Origin of the sequence: Buttiauxella gaviniae ATCC 51604, from assembly GCF_001654835.1 — a bacterium.
GTDB classification, from domain to species: Bacteria; Pseudomonadota; Gammaproteobacteria; order Enterobacterales; family Enterobacteriaceae; genus Buttiauxella; species Buttiauxella gaviniae.
The window spans coordinates 60,082-80,004 of sequence record NZ_LXEP01000022.1; the positions used below are offsets into that span (position 1 = coordinate 60,082).

At 50.6% G+C, this 19,923-nt stretch carries 19 protein-coding genes; 16 read left to right on the forward strand and 3 right to left on the reverse strand.

The window, feature by feature from the left end; genetic code table 11:
- The first annotated feature begins 63 nt into the window (after positions 1-63).
- The 10 genes from udp (at position 64) to hemB (ending at position 9,161) form a co-directional block, all read left to right on the forward strand.
- Positions 64-825, forward strand: coding sequence for a uridine phosphorylase (gene udp, locus M977_RS11910; RefSeq protein ID WP_064515229.1), 762 nt, complete (start codon positions 64-66; stop codon positions 823-825).
- A 134-nt stretch (positions 826-959) separates the two neighbouring features.
- A complete protein-coding gene (gene rmuC, locus M977_RS11915; protein WP_064515231.1) occupies positions 960-2,366 on the forward strand; it encodes a DNA recombination protein RmuC in 1,407 nt (468 codons plus the stop codon).
- A 174-nt stretch (positions 2,367-2,540) separates the two neighbouring features.
- Positions 2,541-3,296 (forward strand): bifunctional demethylmenaquinone methyltransferase/2-methoxy-6-polyprenyl-1,4-benzoquinol methylase UbiE, encoded by a 756-nt coding sequence (gene ubiE / locus M977_RS11920; protein WP_034492146.1) that lies wholly within the window; start codon positions 2,541-2,543, stop codon positions 3,294-3,296.
- A gap of 13 nt (positions 3,297-3,309) precedes the next feature.
- Positions 3,310-3,915, forward strand: coding sequence for a ubiquinone biosynthesis protein UbiJ (gene ubiJ, locus M977_RS11925; protein ID WP_064515232.1), 606 nt, complete (start codon positions 3,310-3,312; stop codon positions 3,913-3,915).
- A complete protein-coding gene (gene ubiB / locus M977_RS11930; protein ID WP_064515234.1) occupies positions 3,912-5,552 on the forward strand; it encodes a ubiquinone biosynthesis regulatory protein kinase UbiB in 1,641 nt (546 codons plus the stop codon). Before ubiJ ends, ubiB begins: the two co-directional genes overlap by 4 nt.
- A 139-nt stretch (positions 5,553-5,691) precedes the next feature.
- Entirely contained in the window at positions 5,692-5,952 is a 261-nt protein-coding gene (gene tatA, locus M977_RS11935; protein ID WP_034492140.1) for a Sec-independent protein translocase subunit TatA, read from the forward strand.
- A gap of 3 nt (positions 5,953-5,955) precedes the next feature.
- The gene (gene tatB, locus M977_RS11940; protein WP_064515237.1) at positions 5,956-6,507 is read left to right on the forward strand and encodes a Sec-independent protein translocase protein TatB; all 552 of its coding nucleotides are present in this window, start codon (positions 5,956-5,958) and stop codon (positions 6,505-6,507) included.
- A 2-nt stretch (positions 6,508-6,509) separates the two neighbouring features.
- Positions 6,510-7,301 (forward strand): Sec-independent protein translocase subunit TatC, encoded by a 792-nt coding sequence (gene tatC / locus M977_RS11945; RefSeq protein WP_064515238.1) that lies wholly within the window; start codon positions 6,510-6,512, stop codon positions 7,299-7,301.
- 42 nt (positions 7,302-7,343) lie between these two features.
- Complete coding sequence (gene tatD, locus M977_RS11950; RefSeq protein WP_064515239.1) at positions 7,344-8,123, forward strand: 3'-5' ssDNA/RNA exonuclease TatD; 780 nt, start codon at positions 7,344-7,346, stop codon at positions 8,121-8,123.
- A gap of 15 nt (positions 8,124-8,138) precedes the next feature.
- Positions 8,139-9,161, forward strand: coding sequence for a porphobilinogen synthase (gene hemB, locus M977_RS11955; protein ID WP_064515241.1), 1,023 nt, complete (start codon positions 8,139-8,141; stop codon positions 9,159-9,161).
- A gap of 41 nt (positions 9,162-9,202) precedes the next feature.
- On the opposite strand, the gene rfaH is transcribed toward hemB, so the two are convergent.
- Positions 9,203-9,691 carry a transcription/translation regulatory transformer protein RfaH gene (gene rfaH / locus M977_RS11960; protein ID WP_064515243.1) on the reverse strand — a complete coding sequence of 163 codons (489 nt, stop codon included), beginning with the start codon at positions 9,689-9,691 and terminating at the stop codon, positions 9,203-9,205.
- Positions 9,692-9,866: 175 nt separating this feature from the next.
- Between rfaH and ubiD the strand changes: the two genes are divergently transcribed.
- Both ubiD and fre read left to right on the forward strand, forming a co-directional pair.
- Entirely contained in the window at positions 9,867-11,360 is a 1,494-nt protein-coding gene (gene ubiD, locus M977_RS11965; protein WP_167351090.1) for a 4-hydroxy-3-polyprenylbenzoate decarboxylase, read from the forward strand.
- A 47-nt stretch (positions 11,361-11,407) separates the two neighbouring features.
- Positions 11,408-12,109 (forward strand): NAD(P)H-flavin reductase, encoded by a 702-nt coding sequence (gene fre / locus M977_RS11970; RefSeq protein ID WP_064515247.1) that lies wholly within the window; start codon positions 11,408-11,410, stop codon positions 12,107-12,109.
- A 112-nt stretch (positions 12,110-12,221) separates the two neighbouring features.
- Here the strand turns inward: fre and fadA are convergent, their stop codons facing one another.
- Both fadA and fadB read right to left on the reverse strand, forming a co-directional pair.
- Positions 12,222-13,385 (reverse strand): acetyl-CoA C-acyltransferase FadA, encoded by a 1,164-nt coding sequence (gene fadA, locus M977_RS11975; RefSeq protein ID WP_064515249.1) that lies wholly within the window; start codon positions 13,383-13,385, stop codon positions 12,222-12,224.
- 9 nt (positions 13,386-13,394) lie between these two features.
- On the reverse strand, positions 13,395-15,584 hold the full coding sequence (fadB, locus tag M977_RS11980; RefSeq protein WP_064515251.1) for a fatty acid oxidation complex subunit alpha FadB: 2,190 nt from the start codon (positions 15,582-15,584) through the stop codon (positions 13,395-13,397).
- 194 nt (positions 15,585-15,778) lie between these two features.
- On the opposite strand from fadB, the gene pepQ reads away from it, so the two are divergent.
- The 4 genes from pepQ to hemG are packed head-to-tail and all read left to right on the forward strand — an operon-like array spanning position 15,779 to position 19,763.
- Positions 15,779-17,110, forward strand: coding sequence for a Xaa-Pro dipeptidase (pepQ, locus tag M977_RS11985; RefSeq protein ID WP_064515253.1), 1,332 nt, complete (start codon positions 15,779-15,781; stop codon positions 17,108-17,110).
- Positions 17,110-17,724 (forward strand): IMPACT family protein, encoded by a 615-nt coding sequence (locus M977_RS11990; RefSeq protein WP_064515255.1) that lies wholly within the window; start codon positions 17,110-17,112, stop codon positions 17,722-17,724. Before pepQ ends, M977_RS11990 begins: the two co-directional genes overlap by 1 nt.
- Before the next feature lie 41 nt (positions 17,725-17,765).
- Complete coding sequence (trkH, locus tag M977_RS11995; RefSeq protein ID WP_064515256.1) at positions 17,766-19,217, forward strand: Trk system potassium transporter TrkH; 1,452 nt, start codon at positions 17,766-17,768, stop codon at positions 19,215-19,217.
- 12 nt (positions 19,218-19,229) lie between these two features.
- The gene (gene hemG, locus M977_RS12000) at positions 19,230-19,763 is read left to right on the forward strand and encodes a menaquinone-dependent protoporphyrinogen IX dehydrogenase (protein ID WP_064515258.1); all 534 of its coding nucleotides are present in this window, start codon (positions 19,230-19,232) and stop codon (positions 19,761-19,763) included.
- Positions 19,764-19,923 lie beyond the last annotated feature (160 nt).

The following is a 19,923-nucleotide window of genomic DNA, read 5'->3' on the forward strand; positions in this document are numbered from 1 at the left end:
CGAGGGTTCTGTACAGTACCCCCATTGCAATGTAAGCCAACCTATTCAATGCAGGAGTCTGTTATGTCCAAGTCTGATGTTTTTCACCTCGGCCTCACTAAAAGCGATCTGCAAGGGGCAACACTTGCCATCGTCCCGGGCGATCCTGAGCGAGTTGAAAAAATCGCTGTACTGATGGATAAGCCGGTCAAATTGGCTGCCCACCGTGAATTTACTACCTGGCGTGCTGAGTTAGACGGCAAGCCAGTTATCGTCTGTTCCACCGGTATCGGTGGTCCATCAACCTCTATCGCTGTGGAAGAACTGGCACAGCTGGGGATTCGTACTTTCCTGCGTATCGGGACTACCGGTGCAATTCAGCCACATATCAATGTTGGTGATGTTCTGGTGACAACTGCTTCTGTGCGCCTTGACGGTGCCAGCTTGCACTTTGCTCCAATGGAATACCCTGCGGTTGCTGATTTTGCATGTACCACTGCACTGGTTGAGGCCGCGAAGTCTATTGGCGCGACCACACACATTGGTGTGACTGCATCTTCCGATACCTTCTACCCAGGCCAGGAGCGTTACGACACCTTCTCAGGCCGTGTAGTTAACCGCTACAAAGGCTCTATGGAAGAGTGGCAGCAGATGGGCGTGATGAACTACGAGATGGAATCTGCAACACTGCTGACCATGTGTGCAAGCCAGGGCCTGCGTGCGGGTATGGTTGCGGGTGTGATTGTGAACCGTACTCAGCAAGAGATCCCGAACGCTGAGACCATGAAGAAAACTGAAAGCCATGCGGTGAAAATCGTTGTGGAAGCAGCTCGTCACCTGATCTAGTCCCCCAAAGCCGGTGCAAGCCGGCTTAATTTTTACGCTTTGCGTAACGCCTCGCAGTAAACTCCTTTTCATCTGGACATTTATACAGCACAATTTTATTTTGCTAGTGTCTGGCATGGCTTGTTGGAGTGACTGTGGATATTTCTATTTTGTTCGGGCTCGGTATTGCGCTGGTTGGTGTTCTGACTGGTTGGTTGCTGGCAAGTTTACGAGCGGCCGGGCGGCAATCCGCACTGCATGAAGAACAAAGAGAAATCTACGGCGAACTGACTGCTGCACGGCAGGAGTTACAGCAAAACCAGCACTGGAAAGAAGAATGTGAGCAACTCAACCGTGAGCTGCGCACTCAGCTTGAAATTAACAGTGCCCAGGAAGCCGATATCCGCGAACTCTCCACACTTCTGGAACAAACCCGTCTTAATGCTGATGACAAACATCGCCAGATGCTCAACAGCGAGCAGCGCCTCAGCGAACAATTTGAAAACCTTGCCAATCGCATCTTTGAAAACAGCGGCCGTAAAGTTGAAGAGCAAAACCGCCAAAGTTTGAATGGCTTGCTCTCGCCACTTCGCGAACAACTGGATGGTTTCCGCCGCCAGGTTCAGGAAAGCTTTGGGCAGGAAGCTCGCGAACGCCACACGCTAACTCACGAAATTCGTAACCTTCAGCAACTGAATGCGCAAATGGCGCAAGAGGCGCTCAATCTCACCAAAGCCCTGAAAGGGGATAATAAAACCCAGGGTAACTGGGGTGAGGTTGTGTTGACGCGGGTGCTGGAGGCGTCTGGCTTACGCGAAGGGTATGAATACGAAACTCAGGTAAGCATTCAGCTAGAAAATAATAGCCGCATGCAGCCGGATGTCATTGTGCGCCTCCCACAAGGCAAAGATGTGGTTATCGACGCCAAAATGACGCTGGTGGCCTATGAGCGTTACTACAACGGTGACGACGACGTAACTCGTGAAATTGCCCTCAACGAGCATATTGCAGCGGTGCGTAACCACATTCGCATGCTGGGCCGTAAAGACTATCAGCAGTTGCCTGGGCTGCGGTCGCTGGATTATGTGCTGATGTTTATCCCGGTTGAGCCCGCATTTTTACTGGCGATCGACCGCCAGCCTGAATTGATCAGCGAAGCGCTCAGAAATAACATTATGCTCGTTAGCCCAACCACATTATTGGTGGCATTAAGAACGGTTGCCAATTTGTGGCGTTATGAGCACCAGAGCCGGAATGCGCAACAAATTGCCGAACGTGCCAGCCGACTCTATGACAAAATGCGCCTCTTTGTTGATGACATGTCGGCGATTGGTCAAAGCCTCGATAAAGCCCAGGATAATTACCGCCAGGCGATGAAAAAACTCTCTTCCGGGCGCGGCAATATTCTCATCCAGGCAGATGCATTTCGTGGTCTGGGCGTTGAGGTTAAACGTGAGATTAATCCTGATTTAGTCGAACAGGCCAGACTTGAAGAAGGCGATAATATCGAGCGCCATGAGCATGAAAACGACGAAGAGAAGAATATGGAAAACAGTTTGTAGCGAGAATAACTCGAGTTGCAAGTAGGCGGCAAAGGAACAAATCCCCAGGAGCTTACTAAAGTAAGTGACTGGGGTTTGTGAGTGCAGCCAACACCCCTGCAGCTTGAAGCATAGGGCTTTAGGGCTCATTCTGTTACACTTCACGAACATTTTTTTGGATAAGCAGGCATTGAGATGGTTGAAGAATCCCAGGAAACAACACACTTTGGCTTTCGCACTGTAGCGAAGGAACAGAAGGCCGATATGGTCGCTAATGTGTTCCACTCTGTGGCCGCAAAATACGACGTAATGAATGACTTAATGTCATTTGGCATCCATCGTATATGGAAGCGTTTCACCATTGATTGCAGTGGTGTTCGTCGTGGTCAGCGCGTACTGGACTTAGCAGGCGGAACCGGTGATTTAACCGCTAAGTTCTCCCGTCTGGTAGGTGAAACAGGCGAAGTGGTTCTGGCTGATATCAATGACTCAATGCTGAAAATGGGGCGCGAAAAACTGCGCAACATCGGTGTGGTTGGCAACGTGAACTATGTTCAGGCTAACGCTGAAGCCCTGCCATTCCCGGATAACTTCTTTGACTGCATCACCATCTCTTTTGGCCTGCGAAATGTGACAGACAAAGAGAAAGCGCTGCGTTCAATGTATCGCGTATTAAAACCAGGTGGCCGCCTGTTGGTTCTGGAATTCTCTAAACCGATTATTGAACCACTGAGCAAAGCTTACGATGCGTACTCCTTCCACATTTTGCCGCGAATCGGTGAAATTGTTGCGCAGGATGCGGAAAGTTACCGTTATCTGGCTGAGTCTATTCGCATGCATCCTGATCAAGAAACATTGAAAGCGATGATGGAAGATGCGGGCTTTGAAAATACCACCTATTTCAACCTGACCGCTGGCGTAGTTGCTCTGCACCGTGGTTATAAATTCTGACAGGGAACTCGTGATGCCTTTTACACCGCTAATGACTGCCGGAATTGAAAATATTCTCAATACTTTTCTCTGGCGCGATCGGGGACTGAAAGCGGCACGTCAGCGCTTAGTGGGTAAGGTGTTACGCGTTGAGCTCAAAGAGTTCTCTTCGCCAATTGTTCTGGTCTTTAGCGAACAGCAAATTGATGTACTGGGTCAGTGGGAAGATGAAGCTGATTGCATGGTGCTAACCGGGCTTGGCACCTTGCCTAAACTACGTGACAGGCAGCAGCTTACTGCGCTGATTCGCAGCGGTGAATTAGAGGTTCAAGGCGATCTTCAGGTTGTCCAGAATTGGGTTTCTCTGATGGATCTTGCCGAGTTCGATCCTGCTGAATTATTAGCACCTTACATCGGTGATATTGCCGCCGAAGGTATCAGTAAAGTTATCCGTGGTGGCGGTAAGTTATTCAAGAAAGGATTTACTCGTAACCAGCAATACCTGTCAGAAGCCATTACGGAAGAGTGGAAGATGGCACCGGGATCGCTTGAGGTTGCATGGTTTGCTGAGGAAACGGCAGCAGTCGAACGAAATGTTGACGCACTCATCGCGCGACTGAACAAACTGGAGAACAAATGACGCCTGGAGAAATTCGTCGCCTCTATTTCATTGTCCGCACTTTTCTTAGTTATGGTCTGGATGAACTGATCCCTCGTGTCCGCATTACGCTGCCATTACGTATCTGGCGGCGTACGCTTTTCTGGATGCCAAACCGCCATAAAGAAAAGCCTCTGGGTGAGCGTTTGCGTCTGGCTTTACAAGAGCTTGGCCCGGTATGGATCAAGTTTGGGCAGATGCTTTCTACACGTCGTGACTTGTTCCCGCCGCAAATTGCCGATCAACTGGCGATGTTGCAGGACCGCGTTGCACCATTTGACGGGGCGCTGGCAAAAAAACAAATCGAACAAGCGATGGGAGGGCTTCCTGTAGAAGCCTGGTTTGACGATTTTGAAATCAAGCCGCTTGCGTCAGCTTCCATTGCCCAGGTACATACCGCTCGCCTGAAAGAAAATGGGCGAGAAGTGGTTATCAAAGTCATTCGCCCGGACATTTTGCCAATCATCAAAGCGGATATGAAACTCATCTATCGTCTCGCGCGATGGGTACCACGTCTGATGCCTGATGGTCGCCGTTTGCGCCCGCTTGAAGTTGTGCGCGAATATGAGAAGACCTTAATTGATGAGCTAAATCTGCTGCGCGAATCGGCAAACGCCATTCAGTTACGCCGCAATTTTGAAGGTAGCTCGATGCTGTATGTGCCGGAGGTGTTCTCTGACTATTGCAGCCAGGACATGATGGTGATGGAGCGTATTTACGGTATTCCCGTTTCTGATATTGCGATGCTGCATAAACAGGGCACCAACATGAAACTGTTGGCAGAGCGTGGCGTGCAGGTCTTCTTCACTCAGGTTTTCCGCGACAGCTTCTTCCATGCCGATATGCACCCAGGCAATATTTTCGTCAGCTATGAACACCCTGAAGACCCGCAATACATTGGTATCGACTGCGGTATTGTGGGTTCACTCAATAAAGAAGATAAACGCTATCTTGCTGAGAACTTTATCGCCTTCTTTAACCGAGATTACCGCAAAGTTGCTGAATTGCATGTGGATTCAGGCTGGGTACCACCAGACACGAATGTTGAAGACTTCGAGTTTGCCATTCGTACCGTTTGCGAGCCAATCTTTGAAAAGCCATTAGCGGAAATTTCCTTTGGCCATGTGTTGCTGAACCTGTTCAATACGGCACGTCGCTTTAATATGGAAGTGCAGCCGCAGCTTGTTTTATTGCAAAAGACGCTACTTTACGTTGAAGGGCTTGGTAGGCAGCTTTATCCGCAACTTGATTTGTGGAAAACCGCCAAACCTTTCCTGGAAGATTGGATCAAAGATCAGGTGGGTATTCCTGCGCTTATTCGTTCTTTCAAAGAAAAAGCGCCGTTCTGGATTGAAAAAATGCCAGAACTGCCGGAACTGATGTACGACAGTTTGCGCCAGGGTAAACAATTGCAACACAGCGTTGATAAAATAACGCGTGATTTGCAACGCAACCAGGTGCGCCAGGCGCAATCGCGCTATCTGTTTGGTATTGGCGCTATGCTGATGCTAAGTGGGACTTTATTGTTGATTAACAAACCAGAATGGGAATTAATGCCCGCCTGGTTGATGGCCGGGGGGGTTGTGACCTGGTTGATTGGCTGGCGGCGCTCAGCCTGAGTTGTTTTTAATCGTTTTTAGCGGACAACGTGCGGTACAATACAGGCCGTTATCTGTACCCAATAGATTTCAGGATGCATGAACATCTGCAACTTGAAAGAGGTTGGGTATATTCATCACTGTGATTTGAGGCAACATTATGGGTGGTATCAGTATTTGGCAATTGTTGATCATTGCCGTTATCGTCGTTCTGCTGTTTGGTACCAAGAAACTGGGTTCTATCGGTTCTGATTTGGGCGCATCCATCAAAGGCTTTAAAAAAGCGATGGGTGACGATGAAGATAAAGAGAAAGATAAATCCGTTCAGGATGCTGATTTCACAGCGAAAACACTTGCAGATAAACAACCTGGCGAAGTGAAGAAAGACGAAGCTAAGAGCAACGATAAAGAGCAGGTGTAAACCGTGTTCGATATTGGTTTCAGTGAGTTGCTACTGGTATTCGTGATTGGCCTGATTGTTCTCGGGCCACAACGTTTGCCTGTGGCAGTTAAAACGGTTGTCGGTTGGGTTCGCGCTTTGCGTTCGCTCGCGGCAACTGTGCAAAATGAACTGGTTCAGGAACTGAAAATCCAGGAGCTGCAAGACAGCCTGAAGAAGGTTGAAAAGGCGAGCATGGATAATCTCACTCCAGAGCTTAAGGCATCAATGGATGAGCTGCGTCAGGCTGCAGAGTCAATGAAACGCTCGTACACTCAGGAACCTGAAAAAGGGAGTGATGAGGCTCATACCATCCATAACCCATTGATAAAAGATGCCGAAGATAGCCACGACGGCGTGACTCCAGCCACTGCTGCACACCAAGCCAGTGCGCCCGATCAGGCTCCTGTCGTTGAGCCTGAGACAGTTCCTGCACCTGCGGCAGTTTCTGACGAGTTGATCCAGCCTCAGATTAAACCTGTGGCAGAACCAGTCAAAATGCCAGCGTCTTCTCAACCTTCGAGTGATAAACAGTAAACATGGCCGTAGAAGATACCCAACCGCTTATCAGCCATCTGATTGAGCTACGCAAGCGACTGTTAAATAGCATTATCGCTGTGCTGGTGATTTTCCTGGCACTGGTTTACTTTGCCAACGACATTTACCAAATCGTCTCCGCACCGCTAATCAGTAAGATGCCGGTAGGCTCAACGATGATTGCTACCGATGTAGCATCACCGTTTTTTGCGCCAATTAAGCTGACGATTTATGTCTCAGTGTTCCTGTCAGCGCCGGTCATTCTTTATCAAATCTGGGCGTTTATTGCGCCAGCGCTTTATAAACATGAGCGCAAACTGGTTATGCCGCTGCTGTTCTCCAGCACAATGCTTTTTTATATCGGCATCGCTTTTGCCTATTTCGTGGTGTTCCCTTTAGCGTTTGGTTTCCTGACGAAAACCGCGCCAATAGGGGTCGTGATGTCTACAGACATAACGAAATACCTCGATTTTGTCATGGCCTTGTTTATGGCATTTGGCGTGGCCTTTGAAGTCCCCGTAGCCATTATTCTTCTGTGCTGGATGGGCGTAACTACCCCTGAAGCTCTAAAGAAAAAGCGCCCATATATTCTGGTTGGTGCATTTGTTGTCGGCATGTTGTTGACTCCGCCGGATGTATTCTCGCAAACACTGCTGGCGATACCGATGTACTGCCTGTTTGAAGTCGGCGTGTTCTTCTCCCGTTTCTATGTCGGTAAAGGACGTAGAAGAGGCGAGGAAGACCCGGAAGATGCTCCAGAAGCAGAAGACCAACACTCTAATAAAGAGTCATAATTTCAGGCCGCCCATCAGGGCGGTCGTCGTTTGGAAGGCCCTATGTTTGATATCGGTGTAAATCTTACCAGCTCACAGTTTGCGAAAGACCATGCAGAAGTTGTTGCTCGCGCGCATTCAGTGGGCGTCAATGGCATGTTACTGACAGGCACGAATCTGCATGAAAGCGAGCAAGCTTTGTTACTGGCGCAACAGTATCAAGGGTGCTGGTCTACGGCTGGCGTTCACCCTCATGATGCCAGCCAGTGGCAAGACGAAACTGCAGAGGCTATTCGCAAACTTGCTGGTGCTTCTGAAGTGGTCGCAATCGGCGAGTGCGGCCTGGATTTCAACCGTAATTTCTCAACACCAGCAGAACAAGAGCGTGCTTTTACCGCACAACTGGCCCTTGCGGCTGACCTGATGATGCCGGTATTTTTACACTGCCGTGAGGCTCATGAACGCTTTATTGCTCTGCTCGACCCCTGGCTCGATAAGTTGCCAGGTGTGGTGCTGCATTGCTTTACCGGTACAGAAAATGAAGCGCGTGAGTGTCTGGCTCGTGGGATTTTTATTGGCGTAACCGGTTGGGTATGCGATGAGCGGCGTGGCCTTGAATTACGTGAGTTGCTACCGGTAATTCCGTCGCATCAACTGCTGCTGGAAACCGATGCCCCCTATTTGTTACCGCGGGATCTAAAACCAAAACCTGCTTCCCGTCGGAACGAACCCTGCTACTTGCCGCATATCCTGAACAAGGTGGCTGAATGGCGTGGAGAAGATCCCGCCTGGCTTGCGCAAGTAACAGATGAAAATGCCCGCCGTCTTTTCCGGTTGGCTTAAATCAGGAGAAAGTAAATGAGCTATGCATTTCCCGGTACGTTTCCTGGCCGCCGTATGCGCCGCGTCCGTCGTCACGATTTCAGCCGCCGTCTTGTGGCGGAGAATCAACTAACGGTTAACGACCTTATCTATCCTGTGTTTGTGATGGAAGGTCAGAACCGTCAGGAAGAAGTGTCGTCGATGCCGGGTGTTTACCGCATGACTGTCGATTTGCTGCTCAAAGAAGCGGAAGCTGTTGCAAAGCTGGGTGTGCCGGTATTGTCCCTGTTCCCGGTTATCGAGAGCGCAGGAAAATCACTGCATGCTGAAGAAGCTTATAATCCGAATGGCCTGGTTCAGCGTGCAGTTCGTGCACTGAAAGATGCCGTGCCGGAACTGGGTCTGCTGACCGACGTGGCGCTTGATCCATACACCACTCACGGTCAGGACGGCGTGATTGATGCAGAAGGTTACGTTATCAACGACATTACGCGTGAAATCCTGGTGCGTCAGGCGCTGTCTCATGCAGAAGCCGGGGCTGAAATCATCGCGCCAAGCGACATGATGGATGGCCGTATCGGGGCGATTCGCGACCAGCTTGAGCTTGATGGTTTCGTGAATACCCAGATTATGTCTTATGCCGCGAAATACGCCTCTTGCTATTACGGCCCGTTCCGTGACGCAATTGGTTCATCCGGCAACCTGAAGGGCGGCAATAAAAAGACCTATCAGATGGACCCGGCCAATAGCGACGAAGCATTGCAGGAAGTCGCTCAGGATCTGCAAGAAGGTGCTGATATGGTGATGGTGAAACCAGGTATGCCATATCTGGATGTGGTTCGCCGTGTGAAAGATACCTTTGGCGTGCCGACTTTTGCCTACCAGGTTTCTGGTGAATATGCGATGCATATGGCGGCTATCCAGAATGGATGGCTGGCAGAAAAACCTGCCGTCATGGAGTCGTTACTGTGCTTTAAACGCGCGGGTGCTGATGGTGTGCTGACGTACTTCTCGAAGCGTGTTGCGCAGTGGCTGCATGACGAACAAATGCAGCGCTAGAGGCAACATCAAAATGAAAGGCCAGCAATCGCTGGCCTTTTTTATGTCTTTTTGAAATCGGTGTTTCTCACACTCTGCATCACTTGTTTATTCAACAAGTTGAGCAGCAGCATAGAACGGGCTTCTCCGTCCGGTTCGCTAAAAATCGCCTCCAGACCTTCGAATGCCCCTTCGGTTATCACCACGCGATCGCCTTCGTACGGCGTATCCGGGTCAAGTACGTTCTCTGGAGTGTGACTGATGAGCTGCTCAATCACATCACTCGGTACAGTAGCCGGCAGGCTGCCGAAACGCACGAAATGGCTGACGCCGCGCGTGGAGTTTATGGTTGTGGTATGAATATTTTCAGGGTCAAACCGGACAAACATATAGTTTGGGAACAATGGTTCATCGACCGCAGTGCGTTTGCCTCGAACGATCTTTTCAATTTTGATCATCGGGGTAAGGCAATTCACTTCCTGACGCTCGAGATGTTCTTGCGCCCGTAGTAATTGACCTCGTTTGCAGTACAACAAATACCAGGATTCCATAGTGTCTTTTTTCCTCATTAACTGAGGAAGAATAGCAAAAGGCCGTTATCAGGGATAGACGGCTCAGGTATAACCAATCACTGATTGGTCATCAGATAAGCATTTACGCGTTATTAACAAAAATACAGCATGCTGTGCATGAAGCCCGTATAATGACCGCCAAATCCTGACTACGATTAATTGCATGAAATACCACGACCTACGCGACTTTCTGGTACTACTCGAACAACGCGGTGAGCTAAAGCGTATCGCAATGCCAGTCGATCCGTACCTGGAAATGACTGAAATTGCCGATCGTACTTTGCGCGCCAATGGCCCTGCGCTGCTATTTGAGAACCCTAAAGGGTACGACATGCCAGTGCTGTGCAACCTGTTTGGCACGCCAAAACGTGTCGCGATGGGGATGGGGCAGGAAGATGTGTCGGCGCTGCGCGAAGTGGGTAAGTTATTGGCCTTCCTGAAAGAGCCGGAGCCACCGAAAGGTTTCCGCGACTTGTTCGATAAGCTGCCACAGTTTAAACAAGTCCTGAATATGCCAACTAAGCGACTGCGTAATGCCCCTTGTCAGGAGCAAATCTTTGAAGGGAATGAAGTCGATTTATCCCGCATCCCTATCATGCAATGCTGGCCGGAAGATGCTGCACCGCTGATTACCTGGGGTTTGACGGTAACGCGTGGGCCGCATAAAGAGCGCCAGAATCTGGGTATTTATCGCCAGCAGCTGATTGGTAAAAACAAACTGATCATGCGTTGGCTGTCGCACCGTGGCGGCGCACTGGATTTCCAGGAGTGGTGTGCAGAACATCCGGGCGAACGTTTCCCGGTTTCAGTTGCTTTAGGCGCTGACCCTGCCACTATTCTTGGCGCGGTAACGCCGGTGCCTGATACGCTTTCCGAGTATGCGTTTGCTGGTTTGCTGCGCGGCACAAAAACCGAAGTCGTGAAATGTATTTCAAACGATCTCGAAGTACCTGCCACTGCGGAAATTGTGCTGGAAGGGTATATCGAGCCAGGCGAAATGGCACCGGAAGGGCCATATGGTGACCACACGGGTTACTATAATGAAGTCGATGACTTCCCGGTATTTACCGTTACTCATATTACCCAGCGGCAGAATGCGATTTATCACTCAACTTATACCGGACGTCCACCGGATGAACCTGCGGTTCTGGGTGTGGCACTTAACGAAGTATTTGTGCCGATTTTGCAGAAACAATTCCCGGAAATTGTCGATTTTTATCTGCCGCCGGAAGGCTGCTCTTATCGCCTTGCGGTTGTCACCATCAAGAAGCAATACGCTGGCCACGCGAAGCGCGTGATGATGGGAGTCTGGTCTTTCCTGCGACAGTTTATGTACACCAAGTTTGTCATCGTTTGTGATGATGATGTCAACGCGCGTGACTGGAACGATGTAATTTGGGCCATCACCACGCGTATGGACCCGGCGCGTGATACCGTACTGGTAGAAAATACGCCAATTGATTACCTGGATTTTGCCTCGCCGGTTTCCGGTCTTGGTTCAAAAATGGGACTGGATGCCACCAATAAATGGCCTGGGGAAACCCAACGTGAATGGGGTCGTCCTATTAAGAAAGATGCAGAAGTATGTGCGCGTATCGATGCAATCTGGGATGAGCTGGCTATTTTCGACGACAGTAAAAACGCCTGAGTGGCGGATTTTACGGTTTTGCATTATTGACCCGACAGAGGGGAAGCATGACAACCTTAAGCTGTAAAGTGACCTCGGTAGAAGCGATAACCGACACGGTATATCGCGTTCGATTACTGCCGGAAGCGAAGTTCTCCTTTCAGGCCGGGCAGTATTTGATGGTGGTGATGGATGAGCGCGACAAACGCCCGTTCTCCATGGCATCCACACCGAGCGAGCATGAATTTATCGAGCTGCACATTGGTGCATCAGAGATTAATCTTTACGCCATGGCCGTGATGGACCGCATTCTGAAAGAAAAAGAGATCGTTGTTGATATTCCTCATGGCGATGCCTGGTTGCGCGATGATGAAGATCGTCCGCTGATTCTGATTGCAGGCGGTACTGGCTTCTCATATGTGCGTTCAATTTTGCTGACCGCGCTGGCGCGTAATCCACAACGTGAAATCGCGATTTACTGGGGCGGCCGTGAGGATAAACATCTTTATGATCTGTCTGAGCTGGAAGCGCTGTCCGTGGTTCACCCAAATCTGCGTGTTGAAGCGGTGGTTGAACAACCTGAAGCAGGTTGGCGTGGGCGTACTGGCACTGTGCTGACTGCGGTGATGCAGGATTACGGAACGCTTGCCGGGCACGATATCTATATTGCCGGGCGTTTTGAGATGGCGAAAATTGCCCGCGACTTGTTCTGCAATGAACGTAGTGCGCAGGTTGATCGCATGTTTGGTGATGCGTTCTCGTTTATCTGAGAATCAGTCTACTGACAGACAGGCCACCGCATAGTCGGTGGCTTTTGTTTTTGTGGGCGACAGAAATAAAAAACCCGCCCCTGACAGGCGGGAATAACAACAATTAAAGCAACTAAACTCGTTCAATAACAGTGGCAATACCCTGACCTAATCCGATGCACATGGTGGCGAGGCCAAACTGCGCATCGCGACGTTCCATCAGGTTTAACAGCGTGGTGCTAATGCGTGTACCGGAGCAACCCAGCGGGTGGCCCAATGCAATCGCCCCACCGTTCAGGTTAATCTTCTCGTCGATCTTATCCATCAGGCCCAGATCTTTAATACATGGCAGGATCTGTGCGGCAAACGCTTCGTTCATCTCAAACAGGTCGATATCGGCGGCAGTCAGGCCCGCTTTTTTTAACGCCAGTTGTGATGCTGGAACCGGGCCGTAACCCATAATGGATGGGTCGCAGCCAACGACCGCCATAGAGCGAACATAAGCGCGGATCTTCAGGCCAAGCTCTTTGGCGCGTGATTCGCTCATCAGCAACATGGCTGATGCGCCATCGGAAAGAGCAGAAGAGCTGCCCGCCGTGACGGTTCCGTTGACCGGGTCAAATGCGGGTTTCAGGGCTGCCAGACCTTCAACTGTGGTTTCCGGGCGAATCACTTCATCGTAATCAAAACGTTTGAGCACGCCGTCTGCGTCGTGGCCGCTGGTCGGCAGGATTTCATTTTTGAAATGACCCGCTTCTGTCGCAGCCCATGCACGCTGGTGCGAGCGGGCAGCAAACTGGTCCTGCATCTCACGACTGATGCCGTGCATACGTGACAACATCTCGGCGGTTAAACCCATCATGCCTGCCGCTTTAGCCACGTTACGACTCAAACCTGGATGGAAATCCACACCGTGGCTCATCGGCACATGTCCCATATGTTCCACGCCGCCAATCAGACAAGCATGCGCATCACCGGTTTGAATCATACGAGCTGCATCATGCAGCGCTTGCATCGAAGAACCACACAGGCGGTTCACGGTAACTGCCGGGACCGAATGTGGGATTTCTGCCAGCAATGACGCGTTACGCGCAATATTGAAACCTTGCTCCAGCGTCTGCTGCACGCAGCCCCAGTAAATGTCATCCAGCGCGGCAGCTTCTAATGCCGGGTTGCGTGAGAGGATCCCACGCATCAAATGGGCTGATAAATCTTCTGCACGCAAATTGCGAAACGCACCGCCTTTTGAACGGCCCATCGGGGTGCGGATGGCATCAACAATTACAACCTTTTCCATGATCACTCCTCAGGCACTTTTCAGGTCACTGGCGGGGCGCGCGGCCTCAACCGGTGGATAGTACGGCTCGTTACGGGACGCTTTTGCACGCAGACCATCTGGCACCTGGTAGAGCGGGCCAAGATGTTGGTACTGTTGCGCCATATCGAGATATTTCGCACTGCCGACGGTATCTAACCAACGGAATGCACCGCCGTGGAATGGAGGGAATCCGAGGCCATAAACCAGCGCCATGTCGGCTTCTGCCGGGCTGGCGATAATGCCTTCTTCCAGGCAGCGCACCACTTCATTGACCATCGGGATCATCATGCGGGCAATGATTTCCTCGTCGCTGAAGTCGTGGCGTGGTTTGCTGACATCAGCCAGCAGCGCTTCGGTTGCTTCATCCTGCTCTTTGCGCGGTTTGCCTTTGCTGTCTTGTTTGTAGCGATAGAAACCCTGCTGGGTTTTCTGGCCATAACGGCCTGCGTCAAACATCGCATCAACGGCATCGCGATAATCTTTCTGCATACGCTGTGGGAAACCGGCAGCCATAACAGCCTGCGCGTGGTGCGCGGTATCAATACCCACCACATCCAGCAGGTATGCCGGGCCCATTGGCCAGCCGAACTGCTTTTCCATCACTTTGTCGATCTGGCGGAAATCGGCACCGTCGCGCATCAGCTGGCTAAAGCCTGCGAAGTACGGGAACAGCACACGGTTGACGAAGAAGCCAGGGCAGTCGTTCACCACGATTGGCGTTTTGCCCATTTTGCTGGCCCACGCTACAACCTTCGCGATAGTTTGCTCAGAGGTTTTCTCGCCGCGAATCACTTCCACTAACGGCATGCGATGCACCGGGTTAAAGAAGTGCATACCGCAGAAGTTTTCCGGGCGCTTCAGGCTGTTAGCCAGTTCGCCAATCGGAATGGTCGAGGTGTTCGACGCCAGAACGGTATCCGGGCGCACTTTATCTTCCACTTCTGCCAGAACGGCTTTCTTCACTTTCGGGTTTTCTACCACGGCTTCAACAACCACATCGACACGCTCAAAACCAGCGTAATCCAGCGTTGGGTGAATAGTGGCAATGACACCGGCCAGTTTCATACCGTCAATTTTGCCGCGTTCCAGCTGTTTGTTGAGCAGTTTGCTGGCTTCGTTGATGCCTAGTTCCAGCGACTTCTCGTTAATATCCTTCATTAATACCGGTACGCCTTTCCAGGCAGACTGGTAAGCAATGCCGCCACCCATGATCCCGGCACCAAGAACGGCTGCCTGTTTCGGGGTTTCGGTATTTTTGGTCAGCTTCTTCGCCTGACCTTTTATGTATTGGTCGTTAAGGAAAATACCGACCAGCGCACGGGCCTCATTGGAACGCGCCAACGGCACGAAACTTTGAGTCTCCAGTTTTAATGCTTCATCACGGCCCAGACGTGCCGCAGCTTCAATAGTTTTTACGGCGGTCATCGGTGCCGGGTAATGCTTACCGGCAATCTGCATTACCATGCTCTTGGCAATGGAGAAGCTCATGGTGGCTTCGATTTTGCTCAGCTTCAGCGGCTGCAGTTTAGGCGCGCGTTTGGCTTTCCAGTCCAGATCGCCATTGATAGCCTGACGCAGTATCGCCAGTGCGCCATCGCGCAGTTTTTCAGTTTTGACAACGCCATCAACTAAACCCAGTTTCTGCGCTTCAACCGCACCAACATCTTTACCTGCGGTGATAATTTCCAGCGCGCTGTCAGCACCCAGTAAACGTGGCAGACGTACAGAACCACCGAAGCCTGGCATGATGCCCAGTTTGGTTTCTGGCAGGCCGATGCGGGTATCTGGCGTTGCCAGTCGGTAATCTGTTGCCAATACGCACTCACAACCGCCGCCAAGTGCGTAACCATTTACGGCAGAAATGGTTGGGACCGGGAGATCTTCCAGGCGGTTGAATACGCTGTTGGCAAATTGCAGCCAGTGGGTCAGTTGCTCCGCCGGAACCTGGAACAATGACAGGAATTCGGTAATGTCGGCACCCACGATAAATGCAGCTTTATTAGAACTGAGCAGCAAGCCTTTTAACTGCGGCTGCTTTTCCAGCACATCCAGCGCGTGGCCAAGGCTGGCTACGGTCGCGGTGTCGAGTTTGTTCACTGAGCCGGGTGCATCAAATACCAATTCTGCGATGCCATCTTCCAGCCAGTCGAGATGTAAGGTTTCACCTTGGTAGAGCATGTCAGTCTCCTGAATCCAGCAATGGGATCTGGTCGTACCAGATGGAGAGGAGTGTGGAATTGATGTTAATGAAATGCAAATAACTCTTTAAATATTTGCAAAGATGATCACAGCCGCTGGAAATAAGTTCGCAAACTTTACGGTGTGCTAAGATGCGTGGCGTTCAGTTTATGAAAAAAACAGAAGGGTAAATCATGGATTCACTGGCCTCACTTTATAAAGATCATGTGGCAACTTTGCAGGAACGTACCCGCAATGTTCTGGCGCGTTTTAATCTCGACGCGCTGTTGATTCACTCGGGCGAGCTAGTCAACGTCTTCCTCGATGATCATCCATATCCGTTCAAAGTTAACCCACAATTCAAAGCCTGGGTTCCGGTGACACAAGTGCCAAACTGTTGGCTGCTGGTGGATGGCGTTAACAAACCGAAACTTTGGTTCTACCTGCCGGTTGATTACTGGCACAACGTTGAGCCGCTGCCAGAATCCTTCTGGACTGACGAAATTGAAGTTATTGCTTTGCCAAAAGCAGATGGCATTGGCAGCCAGTTGCCTGCCGCGCGTGGCAATATCGGTTACATCGGCCCAGTACCAGAGCGTGCTGTGCAGCTTGAAATTCAGGGCGCTAACATCAACCCGAAAGGGGTGATTGATTATCTGCATTACCATCGTGCTTATAAAACTGATTATGAAATGGCATGTATGCGTGAAGCACAGAAAACGGCGGTGGTTGGCCATCAGGCGGCTCACGAAGCATTCTTGTCTGGAATGAGTGAGTTTGATATCAACCTGGCTTATCTGACCGCAACCGGGCATCGCGATACCGATGTGCCATACGGCAACATTGTGGCGCTCAACGAGCACGCGGCGGTGCTGCATTACACAAAACTTGATAACCGCGCACCTGCAGAAATGCGCAGCTTCCTGTTAGATGCGGGTGCGGAATACAACGGCTACGCTGCTGATTTGACGCGTACCTGGTCGGCAAAAAGTGATAACGATTATGCTCAACTGGTGAAAGATGTTAACGCCGAGCAACTCGCGTTAATTGACACTCTGAAAGCGGGCGTGCGTTACACCGATTACCATATTCAGTTCCATCATCGTATTGCGAAGCTGCTGAACCGCCATAAGCTAGTAACGGGCATTAGCGAAGAAGCAATGGTTGAAACTGGAATTACCGGGCCATTTATGCCGCATGGCCTTGGTCACCCGCTGGGCTTGCAGGTCCATGATGTGGCTGGCTTTATGCAAGATGATGCGGGGACTCACCTTGCCGCGCCGTCTCAATATCCCTACCTGCGCTGCACTCGTGTACTCGAGCCGCGTATGGTTCTGACTATTGAGCCGGGTATTTACTTTATTGAGTCTTTGCTCGGACCATGGCGCGAAGGGCAGTACAGCAAGCACTTTGATTGGCAGCGTATAGAAGCCATGAAACCTTTCGGCGGCGTTCGCATTGAAGACAATGTGATTGTTCATGAAAACAGTATTGAAAATATGACGCGCGATCTGAAACTGGCGTAATGGATAGTTGGCTGATCCCAGCTGCACCCGTTACGGTCAGTGAGGAAATCAAGAAAAGCCGCTTTATTACACTGGTCGCTCATACGGCTGGTGTAATAGAAGCAAAAGCGTTTCTTGAAAAAATACGCTCAGAACACCCGGATGCCCGGCATCATTGCTGGGCCTGGGTGGCTGGTGCGCCGGATGACTCGCAGCAACTGGGGTTTTCTGATGATGGCGAGCCAGCAGGAACTGCCGGTAAGCCAATGCTTGCCCAGCTGATGGGAAGCGGTGTTGGTGAAATTACCGCTGTAGTGGTGCGCTACTCTGGCGGCATAAAGCTCGGAACGGGCGGCCTGGTGAAGGCTTATGGCGGTGGCGTGCAGGCGGCGTTAAACCAATTGCCTACTGTCCTCAAAGTTCCGTTAACCGAATATACTTTGCAGTGTGACTACGCACAGCTTGCGGGAATCGAAACGTTGCTCAAGCAGTACGATGGCATTCTGGTGCAAAGTGATTTTCAGGCATCTGTATTATTACGTGTGGCATTGCCACAGGCAAAATTCGCTGACTTTTCAGTCAGACTTGCTGATTTTAGCCGCGGTGCATTGCATTTATTGCCGGCTGAACAATAATTCCCTCTCGTTATTTTTTGATAGTTAAGGAAGCGGCTGAAATGCATTTTCGCGCCATAACCCGAATCGTTGGTCTGTTAGTTATTCTTTTTTCCGTGACCATGATTATTCCAGGGTTGGTAGCTTTAATTTATCGCGATGGTGCTGGTCGAGCTTTCACCCAGACTTTCTTCGCAGCGTTACTCATTGGTTCTTTCCTGTGGTGGCCTAACCGGCGGCAAAAAAGTGAGCTCAAACCACGAGAAGGCTTTTTGATCGTCGTATTATTCTGGACGGTGCTGGGAAGTGTGGGGGCGTTGCCCTTTATCTTTGCAGAGCAGCCAAATCTAACGGTAACCGATGCTTTCTTTGAGTCGTTCTCAGGCTTAACCACGACCGGTGCGACAACGCTCGTCGGCCTGGATACGCTGCCTCATGCCATCTTGTTTTATCGGCAAATGCTGCAATGGTTTGGCGGCATGGGGATCATTGTGCTCGCCGTCGCTATTTTGCCTATTCTGGGCGTCGGCGGGATGCAGTTATATCGCGCTGAAATGCCGGGGCCGCTTAAAGATAACAAAATGCGCCCGCGTATTGCCGATACTGCAAAAACCCTATGGCTCATCTATGTCTTGTTAACCATTGCGTGTGCGCTGGCGCTTTGGTTTGCTGGCATGCCTGCGTTTGATGCAATAGGCCACAGCTTTGCGACTATAGCTATCGGCGGGTTTTCCACTCATGACGCCAGTATCGGCTATTTTGACAGCCCAACGATTAACACTATTATTGCCATCTTCTTACTGATCTCGGGTTGTAACTATGGCCTGCACTTCTCTTTATTAAGCGGGCGTAATCTAAAAGTCTATTGGCGTGACCCTGAGTTCCGCATGTTCATTGGCGTGCAACTGACGCTGGTGGCTATCTGCACCCTGGTACTGTGGTTCCATAATACTTACCAAACCGCTTTGCTAACGGTGAACCAAGCGTTCTTCCAGGTTGTTTCGATGGCGACGACTGCGGGCTTCACGACTGACAGTATCGCGCGCTGGCCTCTATTCTTACCTGTGCTATTACTGTGCTCTGCTTTTATAGGGGGTTGTGCGGGTTCAACGGGTGGCGGCCTGAAGGTCATTCGTATCCTGCTGCTGTTCAAGCAGGGCAACCGTGAGCTTAAACGCCTTGTGCACCCAAATGCGGTATATAGCATCAAGCTTGGGAACCGCGCACTACCGGAACGTATCCTTGAAGCGGTATGGGGATTCTTCTCTGCTTATGCACTGGTCTTTATCATCAGCATGCTCGCCATCATCGCCACTGGTGTGGATGACTTCTCGGCCTTTGCTTCAGTTGCGGCAACGCTGAATAACCTCGGCCCTGGCTTAGGTGTGGTGGCAGATAACTTTGCCAGCATGAATCCTGTAGCGAAATGGATATTGATAGCCAACATGCTGTTTGGCCGTCTTGAAGTGTTTACTTTACTTGTACTGTTTACGCCAACTTTCTGGCGAGAGTAACCGGAGCCTGTAGTGAGAACTTTGATTCTGTTTTCGACCCGTGATGGTCAAACTCGCGAGATTGCTTCTTATATAGCATCTGAGTTGAAAGAGTTGGGCATTGAGAGCGATGTGGTGAACCTGCATCGCAGTGGTGATATCGCCTGGGGCAATTACGAACGTGTCGTTATTGGTGCGTCTATTCGGTACGGGCATTTCCATTCATCAGTTGCGGCGTTTGTGAAGAAGCATCAGCAAGCGCTGAACAACATCCCAAGCGCTTTCTTTTCCGTAAACCTGGTTGCGCGCAAACCGGAGAAGCGTTCACCGCAAACCAACTCTTATACGCGCAAGTTCTTGCTAACCTCTCCGTGGCAGCCAAAACACTGTGCAGTGTTTGCGGGTGCGCTGCGTTACCCGCGTTATAGCTGGTACGATCGCGTTATGATTCGTTTTATTATGAAGATGACCGGCGGCGAAACAGATATTAGTAAAGAAGTTGTTTATACAGATTGGCCCCAGGTGGCGCGTTTTGCCCGCGAGATTGCTCGCTTAAACATCAAATAGTGTCCAAAATACCCATTTTGATGAAAAAAGATGCGCTCAGTCATTTATTTGCAATAAACACTTGTCAGCTTCCAGAAAATCCCTATACTGCGCCTCCACTGACACGGCACAACGGCTTACAAACCGGCTTGTCAGCCAGACGAAAAGTGAAAATAAACAC